General features: G+C 42.6%; 33 protein-coding genes and 1 other RNA gene. 27 read left to right on the top strand and 7 right to left on the bottom strand.

The window, feature by feature from the left end; genetic code table 11:
- The first annotated feature begins 9 nt into the window (after positions 1-9).
- From IRQ78_RS20860 to IRQ78_RS19355, 6 genes are all read left to right on the top strand, one after another.
- Positions 10-114, top strand: coding sequence for an IS3 family transposase (locus IRQ78_RS20860; RefSeq protein WP_138602026.1), 105 nt, complete (start codon positions 10-12; stop codon positions 112-114).
- 514 nt (positions 115-628) lie between these two features.
- The gene (gene petA, locus IRQ78_RS19375) at positions 629-1219 is read left to right on the top strand and encodes a ubiquinol-cytochrome c reductase iron-sulfur subunit (RefSeq protein ID WP_054554178.1); all 591 of its coding nucleotides are present in this window, start codon (positions 629-631) and stop codon (positions 1217-1219) included.
- Positions 1219-2484 carry a cytochrome b gene (locus tag IRQ78_RS19370; protein WP_054554179.1) on the top strand — a complete coding sequence of 422 codons (1266 nt, stop codon included), beginning with the start codon at positions 1219-1221 and terminating at the stop codon, positions 2482-2484. The genes petA and IRQ78_RS19370 overlap by 1 nt, the downstream gene beginning before the upstream one ends.
- On the top strand, positions 2481-3218 hold the full coding sequence (locus IRQ78_RS19365; protein WP_054554180.1) for a cytochrome c1: 738 nt from the start codon (positions 2481-2483) through the stop codon (positions 3216-3218). Before IRQ78_RS19370 ends, IRQ78_RS19365 begins: the two co-directional genes overlap by 4 nt.
- Before the next feature lie 79 nt (positions 3219-3297).
- Positions 3298-3924, top strand: a complete 627-nt coding sequence (gene sspA / locus IRQ78_RS19360) for a stringent starvation protein SspA (protein ID WP_054554181.1) — start codon at positions 3298-3300, stop codon at positions 3922-3924.
- Positions 3924-4364 carry a ClpXP protease specificity-enhancing factor gene (locus tag IRQ78_RS19355; protein WP_054554182.1) on the top strand — a complete coding sequence of 147 codons (441 nt, stop codon included), beginning with the start codon at positions 3924-3926 and terminating at the stop codon, positions 4362-4364. Before sspA ends, IRQ78_RS19355 begins: the two co-directional genes overlap by 1 nt.
- A gap of 65 nt (positions 4365-4429) precedes the next feature.
- Here the strand turns inward: IRQ78_RS19355 and dolP are convergent, their stop codons facing one another.
- The 4 genes from dolP to IRQ78_RS19335 are packed head-to-tail and all read right to left on the bottom strand — an operon-like array spanning position 4430 to position 7902.
- On the bottom strand, positions 4430-4996 hold the full coding sequence (gene dolP, locus IRQ78_RS19350; protein WP_054554183.1) for a division/outer membrane stress-associated lipid-binding lipoprotein: 567 nt from the start codon (positions 4994-4996) through the stop codon (positions 4430-4432).
- A complete protein-coding gene (locus tag IRQ78_RS19345; protein ID WP_138602022.1) occupies positions 4996-5583 on the bottom strand; it encodes an SIS domain-containing protein in 588 nt (195 codons plus the stop codon). Before IRQ78_RS19345 ends, dolP begins: the two co-directional genes overlap by 1 nt.
- Positions 5584-5615: 32 nt before the next feature.
- Complete coding sequence (locus tag IRQ78_RS19340; protein ID WP_138602020.1) at positions 5616-5987, bottom strand: YraN family protein; 372 nt, start codon at positions 5985-5987, stop codon at positions 5616-5618.
- A gap of 37 nt (positions 5988-6024) precedes the next feature.
- Complete coding sequence (locus tag IRQ78_RS19335) at positions 6025-7902, bottom strand: penicillin-binding protein activator (RefSeq protein WP_054554186.1); 1878 nt, start codon at positions 7900-7902, stop codon at positions 6025-6027.
- A 61-nt stretch (positions 7903-7963) separates the two neighbouring features.
- Here IRQ78_RS19335 and rsmI point away from each other — a divergent pair, with 61 nt between their 5' ends.
- The 3 genes from rsmI (at position 7964) to IRQ78_RS19320 (ending at position 10202) form a co-directional block, all read left to right on the top strand.
- A complete protein-coding gene (gene rsmI / locus IRQ78_RS19330; RefSeq protein WP_058585920.1) occupies positions 7964-8821 on the top strand; it encodes a 16S rRNA (cytidine(1402)-2'-O)-methyltransferase in 858 nt (285 codons plus the stop codon).
- 42 nt (positions 8822-8863) lie between these two features.
- An RNA gene (gene rnpB, locus IRQ78_RS19325) (RNase P RNA component class A) lies at positions 8864-9229 on the top strand.
- 451 nt (positions 9230-9680) lie between these two features.
- On the top strand, positions 9681-10202 hold the full coding sequence (locus IRQ78_RS19320) for a hypothetical protein (RefSeq protein ID WP_054554188.1): 522 nt from the start codon (positions 9681-9683) through the stop codon (positions 10200-10202).
- A gap of 42 nt (positions 10203-10244) precedes the next feature.
- Here IRQ78_RS19320 and slmA read toward each other — a convergent pair whose 3' ends face one another.
- Both slmA and coaBC read right to left on the bottom strand, forming a co-directional pair.
- Entirely contained in the window at positions 10245-10832 is a 588-nt protein-coding gene (gene slmA / locus IRQ78_RS19315) for a nucleoid occlusion factor SlmA (protein ID WP_166339573.1), read from the bottom strand.
- A gap of 112 nt (positions 10833-10944) precedes the next feature.
- Positions 10945-12138 carry a bifunctional phosphopantothenoylcysteine decarboxylase/phosphopantothenate--cysteine ligase CoaBC gene (gene coaBC, locus IRQ78_RS19310; RefSeq protein ID WP_187491035.1) on the bottom strand — a complete coding sequence of 398 codons (1194 nt, stop codon included), beginning with the start codon at positions 12136-12138 and terminating at the stop codon, positions 10945-10947.
- A 144-nt stretch (positions 12139-12282) separates the two neighbouring features.
- Here coaBC and radC point away from each other — a divergent pair, with 144 nt between their 5' ends.
- From radC to alr, 17 genes are all read left to right on the top strand, one after another.
- Positions 12283-12957 carry a RadC family protein gene (radC, locus tag IRQ78_RS19305; protein ID WP_138601269.1) on the top strand — a complete coding sequence of 225 codons (675 nt, stop codon included), beginning with the start codon at positions 12283-12285 and terminating at the stop codon, positions 12955-12957.
- 273 nt (positions 12958-13230) lie between these two features.
- Positions 13231-13467, top strand: a complete 237-nt coding sequence (rpmB, locus tag IRQ78_RS19300; protein WP_036973115.1) for a 50S ribosomal protein L28 — start codon at positions 13231-13233, stop codon at positions 13465-13467.
- Between the two features lie 11 nt (positions 13468-13478).
- A complete protein-coding gene (gene rpmG, locus IRQ78_RS19295) occupies positions 13479-13634 on the top strand; it encodes a 50S ribosomal protein L33 (RefSeq protein ID WP_022946036.1) in 156 nt (51 codons plus the stop codon).
- A gap of 228 nt (positions 13635-13862) precedes the next feature.
- Positions 13863-14204, top strand: coding sequence for a 30S ribosomal protein S6 (gene rpsF, locus IRQ78_RS19290; protein ID WP_036973113.1), 342 nt, complete (start codon positions 13863-13865; stop codon positions 14202-14204).
- Positions 14205-14271: 67 nt separating this feature from the next.
- The gene (gene priB, locus IRQ78_RS19285; RefSeq protein ID WP_036973732.1) at positions 14272-14574 is read left to right on the top strand and encodes a primosomal replication protein N; all 303 of its coding nucleotides are present in this window, start codon (positions 14272-14274) and stop codon (positions 14572-14574) included.
- A gap of 12 nt (positions 14575-14586) precedes the next feature.
- The gene (gene rpsR, locus IRQ78_RS19280; RefSeq protein WP_002962753.1) at positions 14587-14814 is read left to right on the top strand and encodes a 30S ribosomal protein S18; all 228 of its coding nucleotides are present in this window, start codon (positions 14587-14589) and stop codon (positions 14812-14814) included.
- Between the two features lie 35 nt (positions 14815-14849).
- Positions 14850-15302 carry a 50S ribosomal protein L9 gene (rplI, locus tag IRQ78_RS19275; protein ID WP_054554192.1) on the top strand — a complete coding sequence of 151 codons (453 nt, stop codon included), beginning with the start codon at positions 14850-14852 and terminating at the stop codon, positions 15300-15302.
- Between the two features lie 303 nt (positions 15303-15605).
- On the top strand, positions 15606-16037 hold the full coding sequence (locus IRQ78_RS19270; protein ID WP_222938086.1) for a type IV pilin protein: 432 nt from the start codon (positions 15606-15608) through the stop codon (positions 16035-16037).
- Positions 16038-16042: 5 nt separating this feature from the next.
- The gene (locus IRQ78_RS19265) at positions 16043-16495 is read left to right on the top strand and encodes a GspH/FimT family pseudopilin (RefSeq protein WP_054554194.1); all 453 of its coding nucleotides are present in this window, start codon (positions 16043-16045) and stop codon (positions 16493-16495) included.
- Complete coding sequence (locus tag IRQ78_RS19260; RefSeq protein ID WP_063699823.1) at positions 16492-16893, top strand: type IV pilus modification PilV family protein; 402 nt, start codon at positions 16492-16494, stop codon at positions 16891-16893. Before IRQ78_RS19265 ends, IRQ78_RS19260 begins: the two co-directional genes overlap by 4 nt.
- On the top strand, positions 16890-17414 hold the full coding sequence (locus tag IRQ78_RS19255) for a prepilin-type N-terminal cleavage/methylation domain-containing protein (protein WP_138601275.1): 525 nt from the start codon (positions 16890-16892) through the stop codon (positions 17412-17414). Before IRQ78_RS19260 ends, IRQ78_RS19255 begins: the two co-directional genes overlap by 4 nt.
- Positions 17407-19155: a DUF7305 domain-containing protein gene (locus IRQ78_RS19250; RefSeq protein WP_323741664.1), complete on the top strand. Its 1749-nt coding sequence runs from the start codon at positions 17407-17409 to the stop codon at positions 19153-19155. The genes IRQ78_RS19255 and IRQ78_RS19250 overlap by 8 nt, the downstream gene beginning before the upstream one ends.
- A 142-nt stretch (positions 19156-19297) precedes the next feature.
- Complete coding sequence (locus IRQ78_RS19245; RefSeq protein ID WP_054554197.1) at positions 19298-19849, top strand: RNA polymerase sigma factor; 552 nt, start codon at positions 19298-19300, stop codon at positions 19847-19849.
- The gene (locus IRQ78_RS19240; RefSeq protein WP_082389308.1) at positions 19836-20321 is read left to right on the top strand and encodes a hypothetical protein; all 486 of its coding nucleotides are present in this window, start codon (positions 19836-19838) and stop codon (positions 20319-20321) included. The genes IRQ78_RS19245 and IRQ78_RS19240 overlap by 14 nt, the downstream gene beginning before the upstream one ends.
- Positions 20322-20332: 11 nt before the next feature.
- The gene (locus tag IRQ78_RS19235; protein WP_138601277.1) at positions 20333-21274 is read left to right on the top strand and encodes a DUF4097 family beta strand repeat-containing protein; all 942 of its coding nucleotides are present in this window, start codon (positions 20333-20335) and stop codon (positions 21272-21274) included.
- 111 nt (positions 21275-21385) lie between these two features.
- Positions 21386-22765 (top strand): replicative DNA helicase, encoded by a 1380-nt coding sequence (gene dnaB / locus IRQ78_RS19230; protein ID WP_054554199.1) that lies wholly within the window; start codon positions 21386-21388, stop codon positions 22763-22765.
- Positions 22765-23844, top strand: a complete 1080-nt coding sequence (gene alr / locus IRQ78_RS19225) for an alanine racemase (RefSeq protein WP_194442936.1) — start codon at positions 22765-22767, stop codon at positions 23842-23844. Before dnaB ends, alr begins: the two co-directional genes overlap by 1 nt.
- A 5-nt stretch (positions 23845-23849) precedes the next feature.
- Here alr and IRQ78_RS19220 read toward each other — a convergent pair whose 3' ends face one another.
- Positions 23850-24089, bottom strand: a complete 240-nt coding sequence (locus tag IRQ78_RS19220; protein ID WP_054554201.1) for a DUF2960 domain-containing protein — start codon at positions 24087-24089, stop codon at positions 23850-23852.
- Between the two features lie 115 nt (positions 24090-24204).
- On the opposite strand from IRQ78_RS19220, the gene IRQ78_RS19215 reads away from it, so the two are divergent.
- Positions 24205-24462 carry a YkoF family thiamine/hydroxymethylpyrimidine-binding protein gene (locus tag IRQ78_RS19215; protein ID WP_054563401.1) on the top strand — a complete coding sequence of 86 codons (258 nt, stop codon included), beginning with the start codon at positions 24205-24207 and terminating at the stop codon, positions 24460-24462.
- Positions 24463-24472 lie beyond the last annotated feature (10 nt).

The raw sequence follows: 24472 nt of genomic DNA, 5'->3' as shown, positions 1-24472 counted from the left end.
CGTAGTGAAATGACAACACAAACGTATTTTTATATTGAAAAATACTACAACTCAGTAAGAAGGCATGGCACCCTAGGGTATAAAAGTCCCATGCAGTACGAACAAGTTAATTAAACCCCGTGTCTACTTTATCGGGGTCAGATCAGATAGCTGATAGCTGATAGCTGATAGCTGATAGCTGAAGTACAAAAACCTACCTTTTTTCGTTCGATATTTAACCGCTGTTAATAATTAGTACGTATTACAGTAAAAAAACTTCAAGATTTAGCAAAATTAGCTTAAATCCATCAGTTAATTGATGAAATTTTTTGCTACAATTGGGGGGCAAGTAATGTGAGTGAGTTCAACAACAGCTAATGCAGAATTCTGTTTCCTCTTAGTGAGGTTGATCTTGGTCAGTATATTGTTTTTTTATATGCGTTATCATAACCAGCGGCTTCATACTCGAGCTAACCTAAATTAATAATTCATTAAATAGGGTTTATTCGAGCATGAGACTGTGAATAACCTTGTTTTAATCAAGGGTTTTAATTATGATCGCGTCTATTTTGAAATTTCTAAAAATTAACCTGCTGTAACTGATGTTCTCAATATGGCAAGTGTTGGGAATCATAGTGGAGATAAGTGGATGAGCAATGCGCCTGTAGACAATGGCCGACGTCGCTTTTTAACCATAGCTACCTCTGTTGTTGGTGGTGTTGGTGCGGCTGGGGCTGCTGTTCCTTTTATTGCGTCTTGGAATCCAAGTGAGCGAGCTAAATCTGCGGGTGCGCCTGTAGAAGTAGATATCAGCAAGCTTGAGCCAGGACAATTAATACGTGTTGAGTGGCGAGGAAAACCTGTTTGGGTTATTAATCGTACACCAAGAATGCTTGAACAGATGAAAGAACATGAAGGTCAACTTCGTGATCCTGCGTCTGAAGAGCCTCAACAACCTGAATCATCAACCAATGAATATCGTTCGCAACGTCCTGAGATCTTCGTTGCTGTTGGTATTTGTACGCACTTAGGTTGTTCTCCTAGCTTCCTACAAGGTGGCTTTGGTGAGAAAGTAGAGGGCACAGATGACGGTTTCTTCTGTCCGTGTCACGGTTCTAAATTTGATATGGCTGGTCGTGTATTCCAATCTGTACCTGCACCATTAAATCTAGAAATTCCTCCGTATACCTTCCTTGATGACACGACTATTCTAGTCGGTGAAGAAAAAGGAGTGGCGTAATGTTTGGTAAAATTATTGGTTGGATCGACGATCGTATTCCAATGACACGTGTTTGGAACATGCATATTGCACAGTATCCAGCACCAAAAAACTTTAACTTCTGGTACTTCTTTGGCTCTCTAGCCATGTTAGTACTTGTTAACCAAATCGTAACTGGTATCTGGTTAACAATGAACTTCGTACCATCTGCTGAAGGTGCTTTCGCATCGGTAGAATACATCATGCGTGATGTTGAATACGGTTGGTTACTTCGTTACCTTCACTCAACAGGTGCATCAGCGTTCTTTATCGTTGTATACCTGCACATGTTCCGTGGCATGATCTACGGTTCTTACCAAAAACCACGTGAATTACTGTGGTTATTCGGTATGTTCATCTTCTTAGCGCTTATGGCTGAAGCTTTCATGGGTTACTTACTTCCTTGGGGACAAATGTCTTTCTGGGGTGCACAGGTAATCATTTCACTATTCGGTGCGATTCCGGTTATTGGTGATGATTTAACGCTTTGGATCCGTGGTGACTACGTAATTTCTGGTGCTACGCTTAACCGCTTCTTTGCACTACACGTAATTGCATTACCTTTAGTAATCGTTATCTTAGTATTCTTACACATTGTTGCACTACACGAAGTGGGTTCAAACAACCCAGATGGTGTTGAAATCAAGCGTAAGAAAGGCACTGTAGCTGAAGAAGATAAGCCTAAATTCAAATTCCACGAGTATTACACCAACAAGAAAGACATTGTTGATGCAATCCCTTTCCACCCTTACTACACAGTAAAAGATATTGTGGGTGTGGTTGGTTTCTTAATCTTATTCTGTTGGGTTGTATTCTTTATGCCTGCGATGAATGGTTTCTTCTTAGAAGCGCCAAACTTCGAAGCAGCTAACCCGCTGAAAACACCAGAGCACATTTTCCCAGTTTGGTACTTTACGCCATTCTACGCAATCCTACGTGCAATACCTAACAAGTTAATGGGTGTTGTGGCGATGGGTGCATCTATCGTAGTGCTTGCGTTACTTCCTTGGATTGACCGTGGTTCGGTTCGCTCTATTCGTTATCGTTGTGGCTTACACAAGTTAAACATCGCACAATTCGTGGTAACTTTCGTTATCTTGGGTTGGGTTGGTGCTACACCACAAACTGATTTCAAAACGCTGTTATCGCAAATCACGACTGTGACATACTTCATGTTCTTCGTATTGTTATTTGTTTACAGCAAGAATGAGAAAACTAAGCCATTACCAACGAGGTTGACGAAATGATGAAAAAGCTAATTATCGGTTTATTCGCATTGTTGCCATCGTTGACAATGGCAGCAGGTCCTTCGGTTCCTTTAATGGATGCGAACATTGACCTTAAAGATAACGCATCTTTACAGCGCGGTGCTAAATTGTTCATGAACTACTGTCTTGGTTGTCACCAAATGCAGTATCAACGTTATGAGCGTACGTTCCGCGATATCGGTATTCCTACTGAGATTGGTCAAGAGCAACTAATTTTTGATGGCTCAAAAGTAGGTAGCCACATCAAAAATGCGATTGATAAAGATGACGCAGCTAAATGGTTTGGCGCAGCGCCACCGGATCTTACGCTTGTAGCGCGAGTTCGTGGTACTGACTGGATCTATACTTACCTGAAGTCATTCTATAAAGATGAATCTCGTCCGTTTGGCGTAAACAACGTTGTTTTCCCATCGGTAGGTATGCCACACGTTCTTCAAGAACTACAAGGCTTACCAACACCAATCACTGAAGAAGTGGAAGAACATGGTCACACAGTGACTAAAGTTGTTGGCGTTGAGACAGATGGTTCTGGTGAAATGAGTGTTGACGAGTACGATCGTGCTGCTCGTGACTTAACTAACTTCTTAGCTTACGTTGGCGAGCCGTCACGTTTAGAGTCAGAAGCGTTAGGTCTAAAGGTAATTGGTTTCCTAGTGATTCTATTTATCTTGGCATTCATGCTGAAGAAAGAATACTGGAGAGATGTTCACTAATCCTGGGCATTTTGAAAGGTAGTTTTGTGATAGGGGCTTAAGCCCCTATTGCTGTTTTTGTAATATAATGGAGGTAGGCATGGCCGTAGCTGCCAATAAGCGCCCTGTAATGACCCTGTTTTCTGGTGCTAACTGTATGTATAGCCATCAAGTACGTATCGTACTTGCTGAAAAAGGTGTAAGTGTTGACATTCACCTGGCTGAAAAGGATAACCTGCCAGAAGCACTTCATGAGATTAACCCTTACGGTACAGTACCAACACTGATCGATCGTGAGCTTGGTTTATATCAGGCAAACATCATCATGGAATACCTTGATGAACGTTTCCCTCATCCTCCACTAATGCCAGTTTATCCGGTTATGCGTGGCCGTAGTCGTCTGATGATGCATCGTATCGACACGGATTGGTATAGCCTAGCTAACAAAATCACTAGCGGTAGCAGCGAAGCAGCGCAAGCACGTAAAGAGCTGACAGAAGCGTTACTTGCAATTGCACCAATCTTCTCTGAAGCACCTTACTTCATGAGTGAAGAGTTCAGCTTAGTTGATTGTTACTTAGCACCATTACTTTGGCGTTTACCTGAGCTTGGCATTGAGCTTAATGGTGCAGGCGCGAAAGAGCTTAAAGAATACATGTTGCGTTTATTTGAGCGTGAATCATTCCAAGCTTCACTAACTGAAGCAGAGCGTGAGATCCGTTTATAATGACGCCTAATCGTCCTTATTTACTACGCGCTTTCTTTGATTGGATTGTTGATAATCAGTGCACACCACACTTAGTGGTTAACGCTGATTTTCCTGCTGTACAAGTACCAACACAGTTTGTGCAAGACGGTCAGATCGTTTTGAACATTAGCCCATCAGCGGTAACACAATTTGCAATGGACAACCAACAGCTTAGCTTTAATGCGCGCTTTGGTGGCCAACCAATGCAAGTGTACGTACCTATGGGTGCTGTGCTCGCAATTTATGCACGTGAGAATGGTGAAGGGACTGTATTTACTGCAGAAGAATTCATCGAGGACGAAGACGATTTTGCTCCGGTATTAGAAAGTGTTGAAACACCTGACGATATTACGCCAGATGATGAACCACCTGCTAAACCAGAGAAGAAAAAAGGTGCTCACTTACGAGTGATTAAGTAACCTTAGTCAGACAAAAGAAAACCCGCTATTTAGCGGGTTTTTTATTATTAATTAACTATTTAGCGTTACAGATATTCAAACACTTTAATAACACGTTCAACGCCTGATACGTTACGTGCTACATCAACCGCCAAATTCGCTTCAGAATCGCTCACTAAGCCCATTAAAAAGACTTCGCCATTCTCTGTTACTACTTTGATGTTATTGCTGCTGATGCTTTCTGTGGTGAGCAATTGCGTTTTCACTTTAGAAGTTAACCAAGAGTCGTGCGTTTGCGTACTCATACCAATATTTGAACCAATGCGAATTTGGTTGTGGATTTTACGAATGCCATCAACGCCTTCAATAGCGCGTTGTGCTTCGTCTTTCATTTCTGCGTTAGCAACTTGGCCAATCATTAGCACAATGCCATTAACGCTAATGACGTTAACGTTAGCAAATTTATGTAGGCGCTCATTTTCGCTGATAGCAATAGAACTTTTAATTTCGATGTTGTTATCGTCGATTTGTGAACCAATCGTGCGGCGATCATTCGCGGCAGTTACAGCGCCCGCTGTACCGGCGACAACGGCAGCTGCACAGCCTTGCAGCAATAAAACGGTACTAATAACAATTAAAGACTGTTTAAACATTAATTTTCTTCCTGTGGGAATAAGGTTAAATCGATAAGTTCACTGAGGCAGTGCAAATTCACTAAATGCGACTCAACGATACGGCTTGGGCGCTTTGATGGCACACGAATTTCAACGTCATTTGGGCCAAGTAAGCCAACTAATTCACCGCCGTCATCACCAACAAGCACAATCACTTTCATATCACGAGTCAGTGCCGCTTCAACTGCTGAGATAATTTGCTTTTCATTACCATTAACTGCAATTGCTAATAAAAGGTCGCCTTGCTGAGCAAATGCACGAATTTGTCGTGCAAAGGTTTCGTGCTCATCGTTATTGGCTGCAGCGCCTAAGTTAACTTGATCTTGTGCAAGCGCAACTGCGGGTAGGCAAGGGCGCTCGGTTTCATAAAAGTTAATTAATAGCCCTGCCATGTGCTGTGCCAACATATGACAGCTAGGAGTGCCACAACATAACAGCTTATTGCCGTTAATGAGGCTTTGTGCAATGGTGAATGCTGCTGATTCAAGTGCGCTTGGCAGTACTTCACCTGCCGCTATTTGAACTTGAATATTTTCAGTAAAGATTTTTTTTATCGTTTCTTGCATAACCTACCAAATTAAGCCGACGCCAAACGGCGTTAGTAAACATTTTTAAACCAGTTTAGGGTGCTGTTAAGCTCACCTGTTATAGCGACATAATCTATCCGCATAGACTGGTTTGAGATCTTTTTCTCGGCAAGATAATGGCTAATCGTGCGCCTTAATCGTTGCTGCTTTTGTTTGCTGAGCGCATAGTTTGCGCCACCACGCAAGGCGTTTTTTCTAAATTTTACTTCTACAAATACCAGCGTTTGCCCGTCACGCATTATTAGGTCTAGCTCACCGTATTTACATAAGTAATTGCGTTCAATGGCTTTTAAACCATGTTGTATTAAATATTGTTCAGCCTGCTTTTCGTAATACAGGCCTTTTTCGCGGCTATTTTGCCATAATTGCTTAAACCAAGACATAGCTTCATCCTTGAGCTATTACTACGTTTTAAAAAGATTATTCAGCAGCGTTAATTCCAAAGGCAGATTGCATAAATAATGGAATTGGTTGCTCAGTCGCTAAATCAACCGCAATAATTTGTTTATTCTTGTACTGTGCCCAATCTAAAGTGCGCGTAACATAGCCATTGCTGGCAATGCTCAGTTGACCACTGATACCACTAAAGCGTTTACCTTGCACCATGCTTAATTGCTTCACATCACCTAGCATACTGGCTGCATCGAATGCCATGGCAAATAAGCGCTGGCTTATATCTGCGTTTTCTGGCCATAAACTTTCGTATTGCTGGCGTAAATTGTGTTGTTGAATTTGACCATCAAGCATCCAAGGTAGTTCCGTAAAATAAAGGCCATCTAAATCGCCTTTGTCGGTTCTATCGATTTGCTTACTGTGGCTTTTTGAGCTGGCATAAAGCGGAATACGCTCAGCAAAAGTACTTACGTTTACGTCTAAATAGGGCTTGATTAAACGCGTTTCAGTAGCATCACCTAAAATATAAATCACATCAATGTCGCTGCGCGAGCGAGTTTCACTTTCAACTTCTTGCTTGAATAACGATTTGGCAACTTTAATACGCTCTTTGCTTTGGTCTACTTCAAGTAAGCCAGTGATGGTTTTTGGCATGTCGTCTTTACCAGAGTAAAGCCCAATTTGAGGTTTAACTTCGCTGTAGCGTTGCCACTGCGTATTGAAGTATTCAACTAGGCGTTGGCCGTTACTATTATTTGGTGCTAGCAGCATCGGCTTTTGATAGCCAGCTGTTAAAAATCGCTCCAGTGCTTGCTGAACTTCATGTTCAGGACTTAAAGCAAAGAAAAAGTGCTGCTGTGAAATTCGCTCACCATCAAAGGTGTTTAAATGCATCACTGGGTAATCAACTAGTGTTTGAGCGTTGGTTAGCTTTTCGATATTAGTTTTTAATAAAGGGCCGATAACAAAATCAGCATTAAATTCGCTGAGTTTAAGTGTAATTTCAGCGGCTGATAGCGACTCATCAATAAATAATGTTTGTTCTAATGATTTTCCATCTAAGGCAGCAAGCACACCTGCTTTTAGTGCATCACCTAATCGCTCATTGGCGCCTGATTGAGGGAGTAGTACTGCGAGGCGGTTTACATTTAAAGGTTCAATTTGTACTAGCTCTGTTACCTTTTTAGGCAGCACCTCAGCTGCTGGGTGACCCGGGTAGCGACGCAGCCAGTTGTTCATTGCTTGATGAAGCTCAACAGGCGCACCTAAATACACTTGATGATAAAGCGCTAAATTGACCCAACCTTGTTGCACCACAGAGCCACGATTAAAACGCTCAAGTGCGTACGATGAAAGCTGGGTTAGGCTTTGCCATAAATCTTTGTTTAGATTGGCAACGATAAAATTGTTTTCGCTGCTAAGTGTTGATGCTTTAAAAAAGAAAGGCATTGCTCGTTTTGGCATGCCTTGCGATGCATAAACACGCGCAGTTAAATATTGGTGCCATGCTTGATGTTCAGGCTGGCTTAACTGTGGCTCGAGCTGCTGTAACTGAGCTAAAGCTAAATCACTTTTGCCTTGATGCTCTTGTGCAAGAGCAATGTAAAGTTTGTTTTGAATTTGGTCTACACTTGGGGTCGCTTCTAGTTCAAGGCAGACTTTTTCTAGTAGTGCCCAGCGCTCCTCACTGATAGCAGCATCACGCGCAGTGTATAAAAGCTGTATTTTATCTGCGCCTTGACGATTTAGCGCTGCTTGGTACATAGATTGTGCGTCGGTTAGCTGTGATAGGGCAATACTCGATTGGCCCGATTGATTTTCTGCACTATTTCGAGGTTTTTCGGTTGTGCTACAAGCCGATAACCCTGACAATACAATTAATAGACTAACAAGTTTAAGTCGCACAATGATTTCCCGATACGTTAACGCGATTTGCTTATATTACTGACTGACGCAGGAGACCTCAATGTTAAATGAGGACAATTCAGATAAAATCGGCACTCTTTACATTGTTGCCACGCCTATTGGTAACTTTGATGACATCAGCCAGCGTGCCATCCAAACCCTATCTGAGGTTGACTTAATAGCCGCTGAAGATACTCGTCACACAGGAAAGTTGTTAAGCCATTTTAATATCAAAGCAAAAACCTTTGCTTTACATGACCATAACGAGAAACAAAAAGCGCAACAAATTGTAGATTGGTTAGAGCAAGGAATGAATATTGCGCTGGTATCTGACGCCGGCACGCCACTTATTAGCGACCCAGGTTATGCGGTGGTTAATTTATGCCGTGAACAAGGCGCGCACGTCACGCCGGTGCCGGGGGCATGTGCTGCAATTACCGCGGTGTGTTGTTCTGGTTTACCAACAGATCGTTTTCAGTTTATTGGTTTTACACCTGCAAAGAGTAAAGCAAGGCAGAGCTTTTTTATCGAAGCGGTAAACTCAGGTATTACTAGCATCATGTATGAAAGTACCCACCGTATAATGGCGAGCCTTGATGATTTAGAAGCAGCTCTCGGTGCAGAGCAGCCAGTAGTGTTTGCCAAAGAACTTACCAAAACTTTCGAAACCTTTTTCAATGGCACAGTTGCCGAGCTAAAACAGTTCTTAACGGATGATCCCACTAAGCAGCGTGGTGAAATCGTACTGATGCTACCGGGTAAAGCAAAGCAAAGTGACGATATTCCAGAAGATGCGCGCCGCATGCTAGGTTTACTCGAAGCCGAAATGCCACTGAAAAAAGCCTGTGGTGTTGTGGCTGAGTATTTTGGTTTGAAGAAAAATGCACTTTATAAAGCAATTATTGACGAAAAAGACTAATTCTTTACTGCATAGACGTGCGCGCTCAGGTATACTGCGCGCCGAGTCAGCCGAGATAATCGCTGCCTGCAACGAAAATGCGCAGGGGGAGGAAAGTCCGGGCTCCACAGGGCAGGGTGCCAGCTAACGGCTGGGGGGCGCGAGCCTACGACAAGTGCAGCAGAGAGGAGACCGCCAACTTCGGTTGGTAAGGGTGAAAGGGTGCGGTAAGAGCGCACCGGGCCACTGGTAACAGTTGGTTGCAAGGTAAACTCCACCCGGAGCAAGACCAAATAGGGTTCTATCATTTTAAATAATGAACGCGTGGCCCACGTGAGAACCGGGTAGGTTGCTTGAGCCATAGAGCAATTTATGGCCTAGACGAATGATTATCCACGACAGAACCCGGCTTATTGGCTGACTCACCAAATCATATTAAAGCCCGTAGTGAATGCTACGGGCTTTTTGTTTTTTAGGGCTTAGAAAATCCACTCCGCTCATACAAAACAGCGGCTTACTGACTGACTCACCAAATTACATAAAAAGCCTCGCAGCAATGCGGGGCTTTTTACTTTCTAAAAGAAAACCCACTCCGCGCATACAAAACAGCGGCTTATTGGCTGACTCACCAAATCATATAAAAAGCCTCGCGGCGATGCGGGGCTTTTAGATTTTTAGGGCTTATAAAAACCACTCCGCTCAACATTCAAAATGAATCATCATTCTTTGCTCTTTAATCTCGATTACCCCTTTAAGTTGTTTAACCATTCTCTGCAATCTAGGAATATTTCTTAGGCTTACTAAGAAAGTCACTCATTACCATAACGGCTTGTTCTTCATATCCTTTAAGTCTGATTTACTTTTGCTTAAAGGATTTAAAGTGAGTGTTATTGAGGGCAGTACTAAGGAATTTGGCAATACGACTATTCTACTTCATAGCTTGGGTTCTTCTTGTTATAGAATCGAATGGTATAGCCGGATGACGGGCGCATCGACGAGTTTAGCGAGACTCACGCAAGGCAAGTACGTTGTTATTCGTAAATGGGCGCAAGTTAAAAATATGGCCGATGTTTCGAGTGAATTTAGTAGTCGAAATAGTGCGTTGATACACTTTTTAAATAACGTTGATATTGTTAAATCCCATGATGACTGGATCAGTGCCGCTAAGCAGCATTGTCTAAATTTGTTTGTTGAAAATGAAGGGCTAAAACCAGTTACTAAAGCGAGTTTCCCTAAACCGAGGTTGCAAGGAGCAATAGGAAAAGAAGTTGTTGTGAAATCGAAATTGGGTGAAAGGGAAATTGCTCAGGGCTTACTATTGCAGCTTGTTGGTAACCAGGCCGAAATTCAATTAACTAACTCAAAAAAGAAATATTTTTCAAATCAAGTGTATATAAGGTAGGTATTAAGCTGGTAGTTTAACTACCAGCTAATAAAACTTGAACTACAACCAAATCTTTTGTAACTCTGGCCATTGCTTTTCAAATTGTGTACTGGGTTTTGCTTTAAAGTCGCTGCGCACGAATTGGTTCATCTTACCTTCTACATAGGCGAGTAAGAAGTTGGCTAGGGTGCTTTCGTCTGACTGGAATGCTTTACCTTCGCGCAGTTTGCGCTCGCGTAGCACTTGCTTGAACTGAGTTTCTAGCTTTTCAAATAAGCCTTGTACACGTTCACGTAAACGCTCTTGTTCACCTTGTAAGGCATCACCGGTCAAAATGCGGGTAATGCCCGGGTTTTTCTCGGCGAAGGCTAACAATAACAGCAAAATATTGTAGACACGTGTTTGGCTTTCTTTCTCATTTTCTAAAATGAGGTTAATGCGTGATAACAGGGTATCTTCAATAAACTCGATTAGGCCCTCAAACATCCGTGCTTTACTCGGAAAATGACGATATAACGCAGCTTCAGACACACCGACCTCAGCCGCGAGTTTTGCGGTGGTGATACGTTGACCTGGGCTGGTTTCTAACATTTGTGCGAGTGCTTGCAGAATCTGCTCTTTGCGATTACTTCTTTTTGTCGCAGGCATGACCATTCCTTTCTTATAATTTATTACTTGCGCTGTTGGGAGTCAGACAAGCCATTTTTTGTGCAAATGAGTGGCTTATGTTAATGTTTTATTCAGTTTCTTTCCAGCATTTTTACAAACGCTTGGCAAGCTCAGTCATTACGCTCATGGCTAAATCTTTTTTACTTCCCATTGCTAAATCTAGCTGCTCATTGTGCCAGAAGAGTGTTAAAGCATTATGATCAGAATTAAAGCCAAGGCCTTCTTTTGATACGTCATTTGCGCAGATCATATCGAGGTTTTTGTTCTTTAATTTACCTTGAGCATAGCTTGCAACATCTTGAGTTTCTGCCGCAAAGCCAACGGTATAAGGGCGGTTTTCGCTAAGCGCAGCGACATTAGCGATGACATCTGGGTTCTTAACTAAAGTGAGGGTCAGTTCATCACCTTGCTTTTTCATCTTTTGCTCATGAATTGCAGCTGCACGGTAATCAGCCACTGCTGCACAGCCGATAAAAGCATCCGATTGCGCGGCCAGTTCCATTGAGGCGGTGAGTAATTGCTCAGCACTTTCTATGTTAGTAAGCAGGGCATTAGCAGGTGCTTTAATTGTTACAGGGCCTGAAATCAGATTTACCTTTGCACCTAACGCAAGCGCAGCTTCAGCAAGGGCATAACCCATTTTGCCTGAGCTGTGGTTAGAGATATAACGAACTGGGTCGAGGGCTTCTCGGGTTGGTCCTGCAGTAATCGTGATAGTTTTGCCTGCAAGTAGTGGCTCTACTTCAGGTTGTGTACAAAGCGCGACTAACTCATGAGGCTCTAACATGCGTCCTGCGCCTACATCACCACAGGCTTGCTCGCCTTTACCTGGGCCCCAAATAGCCACGCCACGCTCGTTAAGTATGGCAAGGTTTGCTTGTGTAGCAGGGTGGGCATACATTTGTTGATTCATGGCAGGTGCAACCGCCACTTTTGCAGGGGTAGCCAGTAGTAGGGTCGTCAGTAAGTCATCTGCAATACCCATGGCCATTTTCGCTAAAATATTACTGGTTGCAGGGGCGACTAAAATAAGGTCTGCCCATTTGGCAAATTCGATATGACCCATTGCGGCTTCTGCTGCTGGGTCGAGTAATGAATCAGAAACAATCTCACCGCTTACCGCTTGCATAGTCAAAGGAGTAATAAAGTGTTTGGCTGAGTCGGTCATGACGACTTTTACTTCACAGCCTTGATCTTTTAAACGGCGAACAAGTTCTGCGCATTTATAGGCTGCAATACCACCACTCATACCTAACAGGATTTTTTTATTTACTGATTTTGTCATTACGTGAAATTTAACCTTTGTCGATATGGGCTAACGATAGCAAATCTTTACCGATAGCATGAAGTTTTCTTTTCTACAGACAGGAAAAAACTAAATTTTATAGTACAGTTTAATATATGGAATAGTTGTTTTAAGGATGAAGCAATGCCATTAACCGATTTACCTTTATCAGCAAGGCCGCGGGAGAAGTTACTTGCCCAAGGTGCCAAAGCACTCTCAGATGCAGAGTTATTAGCAATATTCCTACGAACCGGTGTGCCGGGCATGAATGCCATTGAACTGGCTGAGCATCTGCTCGATATTAATAGTACGCTGCATGACTTATTTAATGCATCTGAACAAGAGTTTTGCGCTCAAAAGGGTTTAGGGGCTGCTAAGTATGTGCAGCTTCAAGCAGTGCTTGAATTAAGCCGGCGCTATATGCTTGAGCAATGTAAGCGCGAGGCGTTATTTACTTCGCCACAAGCCGTGTATGACTATTTAACTATTCAGTTACGTGGCTTACAGCAGGAAGTATTTATGGTGCTGTACTTAGATAGTCAAAACCAGTTGATTAAAGACGAAGTACTTTTTTACGGCACTATTAATGCCGCGTCTGTGTACCCCCGTGAAGTGGTTAAAGCAGCGCTGCGTAATAATGCGGCGGCACTAATACTTGCTCATAACCACCCAAGTGGGGTGGCTGAGCCTAGTCAGGCCGATAAATTGATCACCACTAAATTGCAGCAAGCTTTAGCCTTAGTCGATATAAATGTGCTGGATCACATCATAGTGGGTGGTGAAAATTGTGTTTCGTTTGCCGAAAGAGGGCTTATATAGAGCCAACTGTATTAGAGAGTGTGTTAAAAATGAGCAGTTTAGGGCGATTTTAGAAATTAGTTTAATTTAAATGCAGTTTTTACTTTCCCTAAGGGCATTCGATCTTTATAATTAGCCGCTATCAAATTTACACATGAGCTGATTGGATAAGATCTGTTACTTGATCTTTGCCTGTATAAGCTGTATAAAGAGCGCCCTTCGATTTATCCCGGGGCACAAATACTGGCCTAAGGGAAAATTAAGCTCGAGCGAAGTTATTGGAGATATATAGACATGTCTAAAGTATGTCAAGTTACAGGTAAGCGTCCAGCGGTTGGTAATCACCGTTCACACGCGAGAAACGCGACTAAACGTCGTTTCCTACCTAACCTACAAACTCACCGTTTTTGGGTTGAAAGTGAAAAACGTTTTGTAACACTACGCACTACTACTAAAGGTATGCGTATTATCGATAAAAAAGGCATCGACGCGGTTCTTACAGAAATCCGTGCTCGTGGCGAAAAAGTTTAAGGAACTGAATCATGCGCGATAAGATCCGTTTAGTTTCAACTGCTGGTACTGGTTTTTTCTACACTACCGACAAGAACAAGCGTAACATGCCTGAAAAAATGGAAATCAAAAAATACGATCCTAAAGCTCGTAAACACGTGATTTTCAAAGAAGCTAAAATCAAGTAATTTTAGTTTTCAGAATATCAAAAACCCAGCCTCGGCTGGGTTTTTTGTTTTTAGCGTTTAGAAAATCTTAATAGGGCACAATAATCTAGCTTGGCTTGCTGTTTTATCTTGCTTAATTATCAATCTAAGCGTAAAATGCGCGCTCATTTCGGCTTATTAAATTTAATTCCTTGCCTTAAACCGACTGGCCGAAACGGTAGAAGGCTCTATTAACCGTAAGGAATATCCATGCGTCATTACGAAATCGTATTCATGGTTCACCCTGATCAGAGTGAGCAAGTACCTGGTATGATCGAACGTTATACTGGTTCTATCACTGAAGCTGGTGGTACTATCCACCGTCTTGAAGACTGGGGCCGTCGTCAATTGGCTTACCCAATCGACAAGCTTCACAAAGCTCATTATGTTCTTATGAACGTTGAAGCACCTACTGAAGTAATCAGCGAGCTAGAAACTACTTTCCGCTACAACGATGCAGTGCTTCGTAACTTAGTTATGCGTACTAAAGACGCTGTAACTGAAGCATCTCCTCTTGCGAAAGAAGAGAAGAAAGAAGCACCAGCTGCTTAATCGTTTTGAGTTCAAGCATGGCGCTTGCAGTTGAGACAAAAAGATGAGCCAACCGCTTAATCCTTATATGAATCAGCTGACACTATCTGGGGTTGTTTGTAAAACACCTAAATATAGTCAAAGCCCTGCTGGTATACCGCATTGTATTTTTGTTCTTGAACATAAATCGATGCAAGTTGAAGCAGACCTTAACCGTAATAGTTATGTCAGGCTTCAAGTTGTTGCCAGCGGCACGCCAATGCAACAACAAACTCAACAATTGCACGTTGGGCAACAAGTGCAAGTGACGGGGTTTTTAAACCGTCACGAGGGCCGAAACGGCTTAAGCCAATTGGTCTTGCATGCTCAACATATAGAAAGAATTTTTTGAGGAATTTTACTCATGGCACGTTATTTCAGACGTCGTAAGTTCTGCCGCTTCAAAGCGGAAGGCGTACAACAAATCGATTATAAAGATCTAGCTACTCTTAGAAACTATGTTACAGAAAGTGGCAAAATCGTACCTAGCCGTATCACAGGTACTAGCGCTAAATATCAGCGTCAGCTAGCAACTGCTATCAAGCGTGCTCGCTACTTAGCCCTTCTTCCATACACTGACTTACATAAGTAAGCAGCGGATTAACAGTTTTTAAAAGGTGTAGAGACATGCAAGTTATTCTACTAGACAAGATCGCAAACCTAGGTGGCCTAGGTGACCAGGTTGTAGTTAAATCTGGCTTCGCACGTAACTTCCTTTTCCCACAAGGTAAGGCAGTTCCTGCAACTAAAGCTAACATCGAAACTTTCGAAGCACGTCGTGCTGATTTAGAAGCTAAGATCGCTGAAGATCTAGCTGCTGCTCAAGCTCGCGCTGACAAGTTAGAAGCATTAGCTGAAGTTACACTAGTTTCTAAAGCTGGTGACGAAGGCAAGTTATTCGGTTCTATCGGTACTCGCGACATCGCTGAAGCTATTTCAGCTGTTGGCGTTGAAGTTGCTAAATCAGAAGTTCGTTTACCTCTAGGTACTATCCGTGAGACTGGCGAATTTGACGTAGCAATCGCAGTACACTCAGACGTATCGGCTACTATCAAAGTAATCGTTATCGCTGAAGCTTAATAGCAATATTAAGTAAAAAAAGCCGCACTTAGGTGCGGCTTTTTTGTGCCTGAAATTTATAAATTGTAGCATTTTGTACCGCTATTGCTTCTTCAGTTATCATCCAATAGTATTGGTTTCTATATTTTAAACAGACAAATACCAATCCTATAATCTTACCTATTTCACAAACATACGTTCTTTTTTCTTAATTTTATTTTTCTTATTAGTATAATCGAATGAGTAAAAGTAAATTGGTTAAAATTGACACTGACAACGCTGTCATTTATATTGTGCTGGTTAAAAAGTATTAAGGGGTTGAGGTTGAAAAGTGCATTAGTACCACATGGAATAGGTAAACAAACAGGATTTACATTAGTAGAAATTCTTATCGTGATCGCTATTTTAGGGATTCTGTATAGCGTAGCACTGCCTGCTTACACTGAGCACATGCAACGTAGTCGCCGTGCTGATATTCAACAAGAGTTACTGCAATACAGCGCCAGTCTTGAACGAATTTATTCACGAAATGGCGGCTATCCCAATGCATTTGCAACTCAAAATACTGACTATTACACCCTTACTTACACAGCAACAGATAAAGTATCAGGTGCTGTAAGCGATTTTAAAAATCGTGGCTACAGTTTAAAAGCCGCTCCTAAATCGGGTTCGGCGCAAGCGAGTGATCGCTGTGGTGACTTAACCGTTAAACATGATGGTAGTTATAGCGCTTCATTTAGTGATTGCTGGGAGTAACACAATTGCGTCGAATTGCAGGGTTTACCTTAATTGAGTTAATGGTTGTGCTGAGTGTTATTGGCATTATGGCAGCCCTTGCTTTCCCGTCTTTTAGTCAGCAAATTTTGCAAGATCGCGTCGTAACTACTGCAAATCAATTAAATAGTGCTTATAAATTTGCACGCAGTGAAGCGGTCAAACGCGACAAACCTATTAACCTAGTTGTTAGTAATAATAGTTGGCAAGTGACCCTCAACGAGGGCGGCGTAGACACGGTTTTAAAAGAATTTTCGGTCACAAAAAGCGGCGTTGCCGTCAATTTAGTCGCATTGGCCATTAGTGCCAGTGGCGAAGTTGATAAACAAGCTGAAATTTTAGTGAAAGATGAGCACACAAATACCACTGATTACGTGATGTGTGTGCTTAAAAGTGGCCAAAACTGGTTAGTAGAAAATTCACAGCGAGGATGTGCATGAATAAGCAGGCAGGCTTTTCATTATTAGAAGTGATGATTTCAGTGGTGATCGCTGGCATCGCATTATTAGGCTTGGCGGCAGCGCAGCTAAAATCGCTGCAATATGCAACCAATAGCTTTAATTACACCGTGTCACTTATTCAAGGGCAAAACACCATTGAGCGTTTGTGGCCACGCATTTGTGAAATACAAAAAACTAATACCGCACTTTTTCAAGACGCGACATTTAGAGCTTCGCTCGCGCCACAAGTGAGTGATTATCAGCTGACGATCCCAGCTACTTACAGTGATGACATGCAAATTAATGTGGCTTGGGTTGATAAACGCATGACAGATAATGCAGAAAATCAAATTAGTCTAAATGCCAGTTTTCCTGATTTAACGGCGGTGTGCTCATGAATAAACACGTTCAGGGTTTTACCTTAGTTGAACTGATGGTGGCATTGGCTGCCGGCGCTTTTTTATTAGCGGGAGTGAGCTTGTCTTACTCGGCGATAAAAAGCACGATTGAAGTAAGTAAAGAGCTGGAAAACGCTCAAGAAGTGATTCGCTATACCAGTAAAGTATTCACCCGCAGCATAAAGCAGACACAACTAACACCGACCATCAGTGCAGATAAAAGCACGATTACCATTACTCAACCTAGCGGAGTGATTGCTTGTGATGGCTCTGCGACAACTGCGCAGGTGGTTGAAGTATATAGCTTAAATGGTAGCAACTTAATGTGTTCACTCGATGGTGCTGCCTCAGAGCGATTACTGACAGGAATCGAAGCTTTGTCATTTGATATCGCCGGTGAGCTTGTCACAGTCACTGTAAAGCCAAATGATTTACCAGCTCAGTTCGGTAATGGTATTAACATTGATATTGCCTTAACTAATGCAATATTAGTCAAAGCATACGGAGCTGGCAGTGTATAACAAGCAAAATGGTTTTACCCTAATTACAGTGTTGATCTTGACCAGTATGGCTAGCATAGTGGTGCTTAGTTCGCTACGTGAAAACGTTGTTCAAGAACGTTTAAGTGGCAACTTTCAAAAGAAATTAAACAGCCGCTTAATGGCTGAAAAAGGTGTGTTTGAACAAGCTAAGTTACTGCAACAAACCTTGAATGATGCAGGTGTATTAGCGGTTGAAGATTTGATCAGTAAAACCAGTAACGCATCGGGCTCTGGTGTTATTGCTGATGATGCCATTTTTAATGCCAGTTTAAGTCAAAACGCTGCTGGTGAGCTTGAAATTGCAAGCTTGGGGCAACGATTTGATGGTGACGCGCAAAGTAACTTAGTCGCCCGTTTTGCAGTACAAGGTGCGAAAGGTAGTTCTGTTTTCACTAATGCGATGGTGGGCTGTAAGGGAGTCGATTTATCGGGCAGTGGTAGTATCGACAGCTATGATTCGAGTAAAGGCAGCTACGAAGAAACAAAGTCGAATGATGGTGATGTTTCAACCATTGCTGGCGATTCAGATGTAGTGCTATCGGGTCATTCACCGATAAAGGGCGATGTAAAAGCGACCGGAGTTATTTACTTAAATGGCTCATCACCAATTATTGGTAATATCCATTCGAACTCCGGTGTTTATATCTCTCCTGGCAGTGGTTTACGTGTAGACGGTAATGTCTATACCCGTGGTTATTATACCCATCGTGGCGGGACTGTTTCGGGGGTTGTGCGAGCCAATGGTGATGCAAAAATGCAGTGGTCAACATTCATCACGAATAGCCAAGGCGAAGCGTTGGATATTATGTATGGCGGTTCAGGCGATTTTAAAGATACCAGCAATAACCAGCAAGATGGTGTGCATTATAGTGATCGTAAATTTAACGTGAACCCGAATGTTGAACCGGTAACTGTAGCCGATCCAGCTGCACCTGATTATGACCCTACAAACCCAGATACCAGTTGCGACCCGTTAATTTTGCCAGAGAAAATGACAGGCATCACAGACCAAGTAAGCAGTTACAGCTCTATTTCTGTAGGTCCTACGCAACAATTTAAGCTTAATACTGAAAAGGGCTATTTTAGTAGCGGTGGTAGCCAAGTTATTATGCCAAGCCTTGCTGATGTTTTCTTGTTTAATTCTAAAGCGCAAAACCAAGCTAATGGTAGCAATAGCAAAGAGTATATTTTTGCAGTTGATAGACTCAAAATGACCAGTGACGGCAAAATGGAAGTTTCTGGTGGTGATGTTATTTTACTGATTGATGGTGACTTTTCGATGGCGGGGAGCACAACACTGACTATTAAAAAAGACAGTAGTTTAACTGTGTTATTAACCGGAAAAGTCAATATTGGCGCAGGCGCAAAAGTTATTACTGAGCAAGAAGGATTAACTACTAGTGGTCATCCGTCGTTATCATTCTACTCATCATTTAATGGTGTAAATGGCGTGCAATTTAGCGGTGCTGCGAATTTATATGCGGCTATTTATGCCCCTTTGACAACGGTGAAGCTATCGGGAAGTGGTGAGCTGTTTGGTAGTGTACGCGGCTCTACAATTACCGCAACAGGGGGCAGTGGTGCTCACTATGATGCGGGTTTATTACAAGTACAAAATGGCGGCACGCCTGCTTCTTCGGCACGTATCGTATTTTTAGGTTGGAGCTACAAAACCGCAGAAACAACTGAAGAAGAAAGCGAAGCATCACCTGCCGAATAACGCAAATCCCCAAATAAAATTGTGTAAGCTCAATTATTTGTAGCTTACACAAAAAAATTTAATTTCATTTAAACCTTTTGAATCCCTCCTTACGTCTAATACACTAAATTCACAACAATAATCATAAAGGACAACATCCAGGATGTTGATAGATGCAGAACAAGCGTTCGCCCAGCAAAGTGAGCATGCCTTGATAGAGCGCGTAAAAAGCGGTGATCAAGCAGCCTATGCAACACTTTATGAGTTGCATGTGAAGCGGGTTTATAGCCTATGTTTGCGATTGCTTGCAGACAAAGAGCACGCCGAAGATGCAACACAAGAAGTGTTTGTACAGTTGTGGCACAAAATCGCGAACTTTGATGGACGCTCACAATTTTCGACTTGGTTACATAGTGTTACCAGCAATATTGCGATTAGCTACATTCGCAAACATAAAAGCTGGTTTCAAAAAGTAGTGAGTTTTGAACAAAGCGGTATGGATGAGCAAAGCGCAGCAGATTGCGACGGCTTTAACGGCCTTGACAAATTAGTACTGAGACTACCTGAGCGAGCACGTATGGTGTTTGTACTTCATGCAATTGAAGGCTATCGCCATGAAGAGATAGCAAGCATGCTTGATATGGCAGTCGGTTCAAGTAAATCGCAATTTCACCGTGCAAGGCAGTTATTAAAAGAGTGGTATGAAAATGAGTAAGCCAGAATTTGAACAATTTTTAAATGACTCGCTTAACCATAAGCAAGATATTAGCCCAGACAAAGATCTCTGGCCCGGTGTTGAGCGAGCAATTGCAACAGGGCAACCAGAGCAAACTGAGAAGCCAAACCATGGCTGGAATAAACTCGCTGCAGTTGCCGCTTGTTGTATTGCCGCACTATTGACCGTACAGCTTTTTGTTGGCCAAGGTGAGCCAAATAGCATGATGGCAATGAGCGATTATTTTACTAAGCAAAAGCAAGGTTTGTTGGTGCAGTATCAAAATCAACCTGCATTAACCGATAACTGGCAGCAACAACTAAAAGAGTTAGAAGAAGCCGAAAGTGCCATTAAGCAAGCACTTGAGAATGAACCTGAAAACCCAGCTTTATTACAAATGCTGTCGCAGGTTTATCAGCAACAACTGGACTTAATTAACAAGGTGCATGCACCGAAGTGGCAAACGATTTAGGAGTGACAATTATGAAATTACTAGCCTTAACTTTAGGATTACTGCCACTGATGGCAATGGCAGGACAAACCATTAATGAACAAATTGATGTACCTGCAAATAAACGCATTTTTATTGAAAACCAACGTGGTGATGTACGCATTGAAGGGTGGGATAAACCACAACTTAAAATCGAAGGTGAGCTTGACGATAAAGCACAAGGCTATCGTTTAGAGGTTGAAGGCAGCCGTGTTGAATTTATCGTAAAAATGCCGCGTAACTTAGGTGGCTGGAATAGTGGTGACGGTTCTCGTTTAACCATTTACATGCCAAAAAGCAGTGAGCTTGAATTTGCTGGGGTGAATGTCACAGTTAGTGCTAAAGAGCTTGAAGCGGGCGCAGAGATTGATACCGTCAACGGTGATATCACAGTGCAAGATATTCGCGGCAACATGAGCTTTGAAACGGTTAATGGTGATGTGAATGCTCATGATTTAAGCGGTGATATTCGCTTTGAAACCGTTAATGGTGAAATTAACGATAAAAACTCACAAGGTGCTTTACGCTTTACTGCGGTGAATGGCGACATTAAGTCAAAAACCAAAGCACAAGATGTGCGTCTTGAAAACGTAAACGGTGATATCGACTTTGCTTTTGATGCAATTAAAAAGCTGCGCATTAATACCGTAAATGGTGAAGCTGAGGTTCACATCAACAAGCTGCTAGCAGATGCCAATATTCGTTTTGAATCAGTCAGTGGTGATGCAGAATTTTATTTCCCAGCTGATGTATCGGCAACGTTTGAGATTGAAGCTCACGCTAACGGTAAAATCGTTAATGAACTTAGTGATGACAGAGCAACGAAGGCGAAATACGGCCCATCTAGCGACTTAGAATTTAGTATTAACGGTGGGGATGCTGATATAGAAATGGATACGATTAGCGGACGCATTGAACTTCGTAAACAGAAATAAAGATTACAGTTCACTCAATTACAATAAAGCGGGAAGTTTTCCCGCTTTACTATTTGCAGAGCCTTAGCAAGTAGATAGAATAGAGCCATTCAATTTTAGTTTTGTGATGTTATGGCCAAACCAGATAAGCAAGTCGATACGTTAAAAGTCCCTCCCCATTCAATAGAAGCTGAGCAATCTGTTTTAGGTGGTTTAATGCTTGATAATCAAGCGTTTGACCGTGTTGCTGAGTTAGTGGTTGCACAGGATTTTTATACCCGCACCCATAAGCTCATTTTTGAAGCAATGGTGAATCTTGCTGAAGGTGGTGATCCAATCGATTTGATCACTATTTCTGAGAGCTTAGAGAAAAACAATCAGTTAAGTAGTGTTGGTGGTTTCGCCTACCTTGCTGAAATTGCCAAGAACACGCCAAGTGCGGCGAACATTGATGCTTACGCGAATATCGTGCGAGAGCGCGCTGTTATTCGTGAAATGATTGGTGTTGCGAACGAAATTGCAGAAGCTGGTTTTAGCCCCGAGGGGCGAACTAGTCATGACCTGCTTGATTTTGCTGAAAGTAAAGTATTCAAAATTGCTGAGCAGCGTAGTAAAAGCACCGAAGGCCCACAAAACTTACACAGTATCTTAGAAAAAACCGTTGATAAGATTGAAGAGCTTTATCAGTCGCCACAAGATGGTGTGACGGGTGTAAGTACCGGCTATACCGATCTGGATAAAATGACGGCGGGTATGCAGCCTTCTGACCTTATCATTGTGGCGGCACGTCCATCGATGGGTAAAACAACCTTTGCGATGAACTTAGCCGAACACGCCGCTATGACCCAAGACAAGCCTGTACTTATTTACTCATTAGAGATGCCTTCAGAGCAAATCATGATGAGGATGCTAGCATCGCTAGGTCGTATTAACCAAACTAAGGTGCGTACCGGCCAGCTAGATGATGACGATTGGGCGCGCCTGTCGTCAACCATGGGCTTGTTGATGGAAAAAGGTAAGATGTATGTTGATGATGCATCGGGCCTAACACCAACAGATGTGCGTTCACGTGCACGTCGTATTGCCCGTGACCATGGCGGTATTAGTATGATCATGGTCGATTACTTGCAGCTAATGCGTGTGCCAAGCTTGTCGGATAACCGTACCTTAGAGATCGCTGAAATCTCTCGTTCATTAAAAGCACTGGCAAAAGAACTGCAGTGTCCGGTTATTGCACTATCGCAGCTTAACCGTACCCTAGAGCAACGTGCCGATAAACGCCCAATCAACTCCGACTTACGTGAATCAGGCTCAATCGAGCAGGATGCCGACTTAATCATGTTTATTTACCGTGATGAAGTGTATAACGAAGACAGTGCAGAAAAAGGCGTGGCCGAAATCATCATAGGTAAGCAACGTAACGGCCCAATCGGTAAAGTACGTTTAACCTTCCAAGGTCAATTCTCGCGTTTTGATAACTACGCGGGTCCAGCCATGGATGACGAATACTAATGCGCTTAGCCATTGCCGAAATCAACCTACAAGCACTTGCTCATAATTTAGCGCAAGTGAAGCGCTTTGCGCCTGGTTGCAAAGTAATGGCGGTGCTTAAAGCCAATGCTTATGGTCATGGCTTAGTAAAAATTGCCCAATACCTTAATGATGCGGATGCTTTTGCGGTTGCGCGAATAGACGAAGCGTTAGCGCTACGTGCAGGTGGACTGACAAAACCGATTGTATTGCTTGAAGGTTTTTTTCATAAAGATGATTTACCTATCTTGCTTGCCAATAACTTTCAAACCATTATTCATGATGAAAATCAGCTCGCAACGCTTGAAAAAACAAGCCTTGATGCACCAATTGCATGCTGGTTAAAGGTGAATACTGGGATGCATCGACTGGGTATTGCACCATCGCAATTTGAGTCTTTCTACAGTCGCTTAAAAGCAAGCCAGAATGCCCGTGATGACATTAAGTTAATGACGCATTTCTCGTGCGCCGATGACATCAATGATGAAAAGACCGCTCAGCAAATTGCCTTATTTGATTCACTGGCAGATGGCAAAAGTGAGCAGCATTGCCTTGCAAACTCTGCTGGTATTATTGCTTGGCCAAAAGGTCATGGTGAGTGGGTGCGTCCTGGCTTGATGCTTTATGGCGTATCGCCAATGCTTAATGGTGTAGGGCAGCAGCACGGACTGGAGCCTGTTATGCGTTTGACTACGCGAGTTATCGCGATACGCGATGTTGATGCCGATCAGTGTGTTGGCTATGGCGGACGCTGGCATAGCGATAAACCGACTAAGCTTGCGGTGGTTGCGATGGGCTATGGGGATGGTTATCCACGCCATGCCGAGCAGGGCACACCTGTGGTTATCAAATCACAACGCTATGGTATTGTTGGCAGTGTGGCGATGGACATGATCACGGTGGATATTGGTGATAACCGCGACAACATAAAAGTGGGTGATGAGGTGATCATGTGGGGGCCAGAGCTTCCCGTTGAAGAGATTGCCCAGTGCGCAACAACCATACCTTACGAGTTACTGTGTAATATCACCCCACGTGTAAGCTACGAGTATCAAGAGTAACTTTGTTACTCTTTAATAAAATACACGTCACTGAAACCCATTCGTGCGAATTCTTGGTCACGAAAGTTACGTACTGCTGCAGAGCCTTTTGAAGTCATTTCGACTTGCTGTTCCATCTTTAAATAATTGGTTAAATCAATGCCTTCAGCCGCAGCAATGGCATGGTACATATCGCGGTATTTATCTTTTGCAAAATTGATTTCGCGAGGCTGGTTTTTAAATTTGTAAGTGATGCGGCGTGCCATAATGAATCCTCAATGTTTATCGGGGCTGATTTTACACTAAAAAATAACCATAGCCATGACTTGTTAGTACAAGCGGGTTACAATGCAATACTTTTTAAAGACTCGGTAACTCATAATGAAACTTTCAGTAGAGATCAGTAAGTACCCACTACATCAAGACTACATTCCGTTTATCAAAGGTTTTATTGACCGTGTAAACAGTTATGAAGGGCTTAAAGTGATCACCAACACCCTATCTACTCAGATTTTTGGTGACTATGATTTAGTGATGTCTGTACTTAATACTGAAATCAAACGTTCTTATGAAGAGTTTGGTAAAGCTATTTTCGTCTGTAAATTCTTACATGGTGACTTGTCGCCTAGCGAAGACTAAAGCCTACAGT

Source organism: Pseudoalteromonas simplex, assembly GCF_015278155.1.
In the GTDB taxonomy this organism is placed as follows: Bacteria; Pseudomonadota; Gammaproteobacteria; order Enterobacterales; family Alteromonadaceae; genus Pseudoalteromonas; species Pseudoalteromonas simplex.
This window is presented reverse-complemented; position numbering and strand designations above follow the sequence as displayed.